Annotated in this window: 8 protein-coding genes; 6 read left to right on the top strand and 2 right to left on the bottom strand. The window is 59.7% G+C overall.

Features of this window, described 5'->3' with window-relative positions:
• Positions 1–243 precede the first annotated feature (243 nt).
• Both ACQ4MY_RS21370 and ACQ4MY_RS21365 read right to left on the bottom strand, forming a co-directional pair.
• Positions 244–1719, bottom strand: a complete 1476-nt coding sequence (locus ACQ4MY_RS21370) for an inorganic phosphate transporter (RefSeq protein ID WP_158829284.1) — start codon at positions 1717–1719, stop codon at positions 244–246.
• 375 nt (positions 1720–2094) lie between these two features.
• Entirely contained in the window at positions 2095–2295 is a 201-nt protein-coding gene (locus tag ACQ4MY_RS21365; protein ID WP_008080067.1) for a hypothetical protein, read from the bottom strand.
• A gap of 33 nt (positions 2296–2328) precedes the next feature.
• Between ACQ4MY_RS21365 and ACQ4MY_RS21360 the strand changes: the two genes are divergently transcribed.
• The 6 genes from ACQ4MY_RS21360 (at position 2329) to pcaF (ending at position 8528) form a co-directional block, all read left to right on the top strand.
• Entirely contained in the window at positions 2329–2577 is a 249-nt protein-coding gene (locus ACQ4MY_RS21360; RefSeq protein WP_440096384.1) for a hypothetical protein, read from the top strand.
• A 367-nt stretch (positions 2578–2944) separates the two neighbouring features.
• The gene (gene pcaR / locus ACQ4MY_RS21355; protein ID WP_008080069.1) at positions 2945–3787 is read left to right on the top strand and encodes a pca regulon transcriptional regulator PcaR; all 843 of its coding nucleotides are present in this window, start codon (positions 2945–2947) and stop codon (positions 3785–3787) included.
• 293 nt (positions 3788–4080) lie between these two features.
• Positions 4081–5427 (top strand): MFS transporter, encoded by a 1347-nt coding sequence (locus ACQ4MY_RS21350; protein ID WP_008080080.1) that lies wholly within the window; start codon positions 4081–4083, stop codon positions 5425–5427.
• Between the two features lie 262 nt (positions 5428–5689).
• Positions 5690–6547 (top strand): CoA transferase subunit A, encoded by an 858-nt coding sequence (locus ACQ4MY_RS21345; protein ID WP_440096383.1) that lies wholly within the window; start codon positions 5690–5692, stop codon positions 6545–6547.
• Entirely contained in the window at positions 6547–7326 is a 780-nt protein-coding gene (locus ACQ4MY_RS21340) for a CoA-transferase subunit beta (protein WP_008080085.1), read from the top strand. Before ACQ4MY_RS21345 ends, ACQ4MY_RS21340 begins: the two co-directional genes overlap by 1 nt.
• On the top strand, positions 7323–8528 hold the full coding sequence (gene pcaF / locus ACQ4MY_RS21335) for a 3-oxoadipyl-CoA thiolase (RefSeq protein ID WP_258709367.1): 1206 nt from the start codon (positions 7323–7325) through the stop codon (positions 8526–8528). Before ACQ4MY_RS21340 ends, pcaF begins: the two co-directional genes overlap by 4 nt.
• The last annotated feature ends 24 nt before the right edge of the window (positions 8529–8552 follow it).

Below are 8552 nucleotides of genomic sequence, written 5' to 3'. Positions count from 1 at the left end.
CGCAGCAAACCGTAGGCGATGCCCCCGGATGGACACCGTAGCGAGGGAACACTGAGCCTCAGCGAAGTGCCGTACGCTAGGGGCAAAGCCTTTTGCTTACTTTTCGGCGTCTGGAAAAGTGAGTCGCTGTAAGAGCGAAACCGCCAGCGGCAGCACCCGCAGCAACGGATATGCCCCCAAAACCAAAACCAAAAAAAAGGCGCGATCCTCTCGAATCGCGCCTTTTTCACGTACAGCTATCTATCAACTACCCAACGCCTTCGAAGCCAGCCAGAACAACCCAGCCGACAGCCCAACCGTCGCAGGCAGGGTCAACACCCATGCCAGAAGAATCGTACGAACCGTGCCACCCTGCAGACCGCTCTTGTTAGCGACCATGGTGCCCGCCACGCCCGAAGACAGAACGTGAGTGGTCGACACCGGCAGACTGAAGATGTTGGCCAGACCAATCAAACTGGCCGTCGTGATCTGCGCCGACATGCCCTGAGAATAGGTCATGCCTTGCTTGCCGATCTTCTCACCAATGGTCAGCACCACACGTTTCCAACCCACCATGGTGCCCAGGCCCAAAGCCAGTGCAACCGCCAGAATCACCCAGAACGGCGCGTATTCGGTGGTGGTGGTCAGGTCTTTGCGCAGCTTGTCGAGGTCAGCCTTTTCACGGGCATCCAGAACCGGCAACTTGCTGACTTTCTTCGCGGTATCGTCCAGGCAGAGCAGGTAGCGACGAACTTCTACACGGCTGTCCGAGGACAGCGAGTGGTAGTCCGCGACACCTTTGAGCGTATGCAGCAGGGCGGAAATGGTCGGTTCGGTCTGCTGCGGGTTGCAGCGGAATTTCTCCGGCAGGTCGCCTTCCACGCTTTTGCCCAGGGCCAGGAATTCACCCAGCGAATCGGCGTTGCGCTGGTAGAACTGGCTCAGGTGCAGGGTGGCATCGCGGGTGCGTTCGATCTGGTAAGTGGTGCTGTTCAGGTCGAGAACGAACTGCGCCGGAACGATACCGATCAACACCAGCATGATCAGGCCGATGCCTTTCTGGCCATCGTTGGAACCGTGCACGAAGCTCACGGCCATGGCCGAGATCACCAGGACCAGACGGTTCCAGAACGGTGGGTGCTTCTTGTCGTCAAGCTTGCGGCGCTGTTCCGGCGTCTTGTGCATTTTCGACAGTGGACGCCACCATTTCAGGCCGATCAGCACCAGTGCCGCGATCAGGAAGCCGGCCATTGGCGAGAACACCAGCGAGGCGCCGATATCGATCGCTTTCTGCCAGTTCACGCCGTCAGCCAACGGGATATCGTTGATCAGGGCATTGGCCAGGCCGACACCGAGGATCGAGCCGATCAGCGTGTGCGAGCTGGACGCCGGGATACCGAAGTACCAGGTGCCGAGATTCCAGGTGATTGCCGCGGCGAGCAACGAGAACACCATCGCCAGACCATGGCCGGTGTTCACATTGATCAGCAGTTCCACCGGCAGCAAATGGACAATGGCATACGCCACGCCAACGCCACCCAGCAGCACGCCGAGGAAATTGAACACACCGGAAAAGAACACTGCCAGATGAGGCGGCATGGCTTTGGTGTAGATAACAGTGGCTACCGCGTTAGCGGTGTCATGAAATCCATTGATGAACTCGAAGGCGAGGACAAAAGTCAGGGCGAGCAAGAGGCTCACAAGCACCCAAGCATCCAGTCCGCTGAATAAATCGATCATGAAGGTTTTCTGACCCGGTCGTAAGGGGGCGCGATTATGCCAGAAAAGTCTCGAAATCGATCCCCTACCTGCTCATCGGTAACACTCTTCTTCAATTTAATTTGTTGCAGCAGATGAAAACCAAGCGTGGCGCAGGGTTTTTCAAGTCATTGATTTTATTGATTAAAGACTTCTGAGTGGGGTGTTTTTGCAGGCGTATCGACGGCTCAAACGCTTGTCTGAAATATCTGTGAAACCTGTAGGGCGCCTGGTTTCAGCCTGTCAGACAGGGAGATGGCCGCTGCCCGCGGGTAGCGGGCGCGCAAGGCATCGTCGTTCCACCGCGCTTGTAGCCGGTGCGTACGCTGACCTTTTAAAGATGCGAAAAACCGTGGCTCAAGGCTCTTCGGCTTTGAGTTCCTTTTCGATCTTTTCAATTTCCTGCTTGAAGACCTGATCCTGAACGGTAGGGCGCTTACGCCATGCCTTGCGTTCCGGTTCTGGTTGAGCGGCGTAGGTGGTGACTTCCCCGCCGTAAACTTCCTTGTAACGTTGTTCCTGGCGCTCAAGTTCCGCGCGCAGTTCGTCTTTCGTCACAGTGCTACCTGTATGAGTTGAGTTAAATGTCTGGTGAAACGCACTGCAACGAATCAATTGAGCAGCCCCCTCGACATCGCAACGCCTGTGCAGGCATTACTGAAATCGGCGGGCGATCAAGACTTCCGTGTTACAGGCGGCTACGGCACCAGATTAAAACTGACGCAGCTTCAGTGTCCTGTTTCAGCAAGCGCTGGCGTTACATGGGTGATGAGCGTCAGGCGCTGGCCGGGGCTGTCGGCGATGGACATCGCGTCAGCAAGTGGCGGCCACGGCGATTAAAAACGCGGCCCCACTGAACGCATTATAGCGGTCGATTCAGGATTGACTATCTTTGCCAAGTTAAAAACGGTTCCGGATGTGTGATTGTTTTGTGACGCGCAACTTTTAGGGGTAGTTCAAATACAGGCAAACGTTTACTTGGCCGCGATCTGTTTTTGGCGCCATTTAGTCGATGAACTAAACCGCGTTTCAATTGACCGGTAAAAGTTGAACAAGCGTCTCAAATGGTGGGGACAGCCATGCGGGTCGATTGCGATTATCGGTCGACGGTTCGATAATCGCCCAATGTTGATGGCTCGACGCTTGTGCATCTGCCCACGAGCCGTTTGTATAGCCCGTTGATCTGTGCCGGATAAAAGGACAATAAATGAACGATCAAATGCGCAATTCCTTCACCTCCGTGGCGCCGCCGATCGTCGCCTCGCCGGCCAAACGGATCCAGGCGCTGACCGGTGATCCGGATTTCATGACGTCGCTGGCCCGTGGCCTGGCGGTGGTGCAGGCGTTTCAGGAGCGCAAACGTCACCTGACCATCGCGCAAATCAGCCATCGCACGGAAATTCCCCGCGCGGCCGTGCGCCGTTGCCTACACACCTTGATCAAACTCGGCTACGCCACCACCGACGGACGCACCTACTCGCTGCTGCCCAAAGTGCTGACCCTCGGCCATGCCTACTTGTCTTCGACGCCGCTGGCGGTCTCGGCCCAGCCGTACCTCGACCGCATGAGCGAGCAACTGCACGAAGCCTGCAATATGGCCACGCTAGAGGGCGACGACATCCTCTACATCGCGCGTTCGGCGACCACGCAACGGCTGATTTCGGTTGACCTGTCGGTGGGCGGGCGTCTGCCGGCCTATTGCACGTCGATGGGGCGGATCCTGCTGGCGGCACTCGACGACACCTCGCTCGGCGAATACCTCGACCACGCTGAACTCGTGGCCAAGACCAGCCGCACGATCCACACCCCCGAGGCGTTGCTCGAATGCCTGCAGGAAGTGCGGCAGCAGGGTTGGTGCATCGTCGATCAGGAATTGGAGCAAGGCCTGCGCTCGATTGCCGTACCGGTCTACGACGCTTCGGGCCAAGTGGTGGCGGCGCTCAACGTCAGCACCCACGCCGGTCGCGTCAGCCGCACCGAGCTTGAGCAGCGCTTCCTGCCAGGCCTGCTCAGCGCCAGCCGCGACCTCAGCGCGCAGTTGTTTGCCTGAGGAAGCTGTTCGATAAACGCACAGTGTTGCGTTTATCGAATTGACGCTAAAACCCCCGGATCATTAATGTCGCGGCAGCGTCATCCGGCGCCGATGTGAATGAGCCCGCCGGACTGCGACTCCGATAATAATGACAAGAGGCAACTGACCATGCGCACGCTCTCCGACTGTCTCCGCTCCACCCGCTGTTGCCGGGTTCACCGCAACGCCTGATCCAGACCTTCAATTCTTGTGCCCGTGCCGTGTTTTGGCCGGCCGCCGTTCGACTGCGTTTTTTGCGTGGAATAAAAATAATGAACCAGCCTCAGTCCGCTGTAGGTCAATGCCTCGACGTGCAGACCTTCATCAATGCCCAACCGATCTCGCGCTATCAGTGGCGAGTGGTGATCCTGTGTTTCCTGATTGTCTTCCTCGATGGCCTCGATACCGCCGCGATGGGCTTCATTGCCCCAGCGTTGTCGCAGGACTGGGGCATCGACCGCGCCAGCCTCGGCCCGGTGATGAGCGCCGCGTTGATCGGCATGGTCTTCGGCGCACTCGGCTCCGGTCCTTTGGCTGACCGCTTCGGGCGAAAAGTCGTACTCGTCGGCGCCGTGGTGCTGTTCGGTGCTTTCAGTCTGGCGTCGGCGTACAGCACCAACGTCGAACAACTGCTGGTACTGCGTTTCCTCACCGGCCTCGGCCTGGGCGCGGGCATGCCCAATGCCACCACGCTGCTCTCGGAATACACCCCGGAGCGCAAGAAATCGCTGCTGGTGACCAGCATGTTCTGCGGTTTCAACCTCGGCATGGCCGGTGGCGGGTTCATTTCCGCCAAGCTGATCCCGGCGTTCGGCTGGCACAGTCTGCTGATGATCGGCGGGATCCTGCCGTTGATCCTCGCCGTGGTGCTGCTGTTCTGGCTGCCGGAATCGGCGCGCTACCTTGTAGTCCGTAACCGTGGCACCGACAAGGTTCGCAAGACTTTGGCTCCAATTGATCCGGTCACTGTCGCCCAGGCCTCGAGCTTCAGCGTGCCGGAACAGAAAACCGTCAAGGCACGTAACGTCTTTGCGGTGATTTTCTCCGGCACTTACAGCACCGGCACCTTACTGCTGTGGCTGACCTACTTCATGGGCCTGGTGATTGTGTACCTGCTGACCAGCTGGCTGCCGACGCTGATGCGCGACAGCGGCGCGAGCATGGAGCAAGCCGCGTTTATCGGCGCGTTGTTCCAGTTCGGCGGGGTGTTGAGCGCGGTCGCCGTGGGATGGGCGATGGATCGCTTCAATCCGCACAAGGTTATTGGCGTTTTCTACCTGCTGGCGGGGGTGTTTGCCTACGCGGTGGGGCAAAGCCTGGGCAACATTACGTTGCTGGCGACCTTGGTGTTGGTGGCCGGTATGTGCGTGAACGGTGCGCAATCGGCGATGCCGTCGCTGGCCGCGCGGTTTTATCCGACGCAGGGGCGGGCGACCGGCGTGTCGTGGATGCTCGGGATTGGCCGCTTCGGCGCGATTCTCGGGGCGTGGATGGGCGCGACATTGTTGGGCTTGGGCTGGAATTTCGAGCAGGTGCTGACGGCGTTGGTGATTCCGGCGGCGTTGGCCACGGCGGCGGTGTTGATCAAGGGCATGGTCAGCCATGCGGATGCGACCTGATATCGCGGTGTGAAGCGAAAAGATCGCAGCCTTCGGCAGCTCCTACAGGGTTTTACATTCCCATGTAGGAGCTGCCGAAGGCTGCGATCTTTTGCAGACAACACGAAACGATAGGGAAACAACAATCTGTTCGATAAACGAACACTCAGTCGATTATCGGATTGTTTGGCAATTTTCCCAGGCTTAATCTGCAGTGACTCCGGCGCTGAACCTCGCGCCTTTTTATCACTGGCGATTTATTACAAAAACAGGAGCCCGCTCCATGGCTGAGATCCTTTCGCTAAACGAAGCGGTGAAGCAATTCGTCAACGACGGCGACACCGTCGCACTCGAAGGCTTCACTCACTTGATCCCCACGGCTGCGGGCCATGAAATCATTCGTCAGGGCAAGAAAGATCTGACGCTGGTGCGGATGACGCCTGACTTGATCTACGACCAATTAATCGGCGCCGGTTGTGCACGCAAACTGATTTTCTCCTGGGGTGGCAACCCTGGTGTGGGTTCGCTGCACCGTCTGCGCGATGCGGTCGAGAAACAATGGCCGCAGCCGCTGGAAATCGAAGAGCACAGTCACGCCGATCTGGCCAATGCCTACGTCGCCGGCGCTTCTGGCCTACCGTTCGCGGTACTGCGCGCCTACGCCGGCTCCGACCTGCCGAAGGTCAACCCGCTGATCAAAACCGTGACCTGCCCGTTCACCGGTGAAGTGTTGGCGGCGGTGCCGTCGGTGCGCCCGGACGTGACTGTGATCCATGCACAGAAAGCCGACCGTCAGGGCAACGTGCTGCTGTGGGGCATTCTCGGCGTGCAGAAGGAAGCTGCACTGGCCGCCAAGCGCTGCATCGTTACCGTCGAAGAAATCGTCGACAACCTCAACGCACCGATGAACTCCTGCGTATTGCCGACCTGGGCCCTGAGCGCGGTCTGCCATGTGCCCGGTGGCGCACATCCGTCCTACGCCCACGGTTACAACGAGCGCGACAATCGTTTCTATCAAGCGTGGGATCCGATCGCCCGCGACCGTGAGACGTTTACCGCGTGGATCAACGAATACATCCATGGCTGCGCTGACTTCAGCGCGTTCCAGGCCAAGTTGGCCGCTGCTTCGGAGGCCAAGTAATGACGTACACCACCAATGAAATGATGACCGTCGCCGCGGCCCGTCGCCTGAAAAACGGCTCGGTGTGCTTCGTCGGCATCGGCCTGCCGTCGAAAGCCGCCAACCTGGCGCGCCTGACCTCGTCGCCAGACGTGGTGCTGATCTACGAATCGGGCCCGATTGGCGCCAAGCCGAGCGTGCTGCCGCTGTCCATCGGTGACGGCGAGTTGGCGGAAACCGCCGACACCGTGGTACCGACCGGCGAGATTTTTCGCTATTGGTTGCAGGGCGGACGCATCGACGTCGGTTTTCTCGGTGCTGCGCAGGTCGACCGTTTCGGCAACATCAACACCACCGTGGTTGGCGATTATTTCTCGCCGAAAGTGCGCCTGCCGGGTGCCGGTGGCGCGCCGGAAATTGCCGGCTCGGCGAAAAGCGTATTGATCATCCTTAAACAGTCGGCGCGCTCGTTTGTCGACAAGCTCGATTTCATCACCTCGGTCGGTCACGGCGAGGGCGGCGACTCGCGCAAACGTCTGGGCCTGCCAGGCGCCGGGCCGGTCGGCATCATCACCGACCTGTGCATCATGGAGCCGGAAGAGGGCACCCACGAATTTGTGGTCACCGCACTGCACCCGGGCGTGACCCGCGAGCAAGTGGTCGCGGCCACCGGTTGGGCAATTCGTTTTGCCGACACCGTCGAGAGCACCGCAGAACCAACAGAAGTAGAACTGACCGCACTGCGCGATCTTGAAGCGCGCACGGCCGCCGCCCACGGTCAGGCACCAGGAGAAGCATGATGCGTGACGTTTATATCTGCGACGCGATTCGCACACCCATTGGCCGCTTCGGCGGCGGTTTGTCCGCCGTGCGCGCCGATGATCTGGCCGCCGTGCCGATCAAGGCCCTGATGGAGCGCAATCCCTCGGTGGACTGGAACGCCATCGACGAAGTATTCCTCGGCTGCGCCAACCAGGCCGGCGAAGACAACCGCAATGTCGCGCGCATGGCGCTGCTGCTGGCAGGCCTGCCGGAAAGCGTGCCGGGCGTGACCCTCAATCGTCTTTGTGCTTCGGGCATGGACGCGATCGGCACGGCATTTCGTGCGATTGCCAGCGGTGAGATGGAGCTGGCGATTGCCGGCGGCGTCGAGTCGATGTCCCGCGCACCGTTCGTGATGGGCAAGGCTGACGCGGCGTTTTCGCGCAACATGAAACTGGAAGACACCACCATCGGCTGGCGTTTCATCAACCCTTTGATGAAGGCGCAATACGGCGTCGACGCGATGCCGCAGACCGCTGACAACGTCGCCGACGACTATAAAGTCTCGCGCGCCGATCAGGACGCTTTTGCCCTGCGCAGTCAGCAACGTACTGCCGCCGCGCAGGCCGCCGGCTACTTCGCTGAAGAAATCGTCGAAGTGCGGATCGCCCACAAGAAGGGCGAAACCGTGGTCAGCCAGGACGAGCATCCGCGTGCTGACACGACAATAGAAGCGCTGACTAAACTGAAACCGGTCAACGGCCCGGACAAAACCGTCACCGCCGGCAATGCCTCCGGCGTCAACGATGGTGCCGCTGCGCTGATTCTGGCGTCCGCCGAAGCGGTGAAAAAACATGGCCTGACCGCCCGCGCCAAAGTGCTCGGCATGGCCAGTGCCGGTGTAGCGCCGCGCGTGATGGGCATCGGCCCGGTGCCAGCGGTGCGTAAATTGATCGAACGCCTCGGCGTAGCGGTCAGCGATTTCGACGTGATCGAACTCAACGAAGCGTTTGCCAGCCAAGGCTTGGCAGTGCTGCGTGAACTGGGCCTGGCGGATGACGCCGCGCAGGTCAACCCGAACGGTGGGGCGATTGCCCTCGGCCACCCGTTGGGCATGAGCGGTGCGCGATTGGTATTGACCGCGCTGCATCAGTTGGAAAAGACCGGTGGCAAGAAAGGTCTGGCGACCATGTGCGTCGGTGTCGGCCAAGGTCTGGCTTTGGCCATCGAACGCGTCTGACGCAAGCCGTGACGAAAAAGAACA

The sequence above is a fragment of the Pseudomonas sp. SM4 genome (assembly GCF_051913165.1).
Classification (GTDB): domain Bacteria; phylum Pseudomonadota; class Gammaproteobacteria; order Pseudomonadales; family Pseudomonadaceae; genus Aquipseudomonas.
Note: the sequence above shows the minus strand (reverse complement) of the source record. Positions and strands in the feature narration are given on the sequence as shown.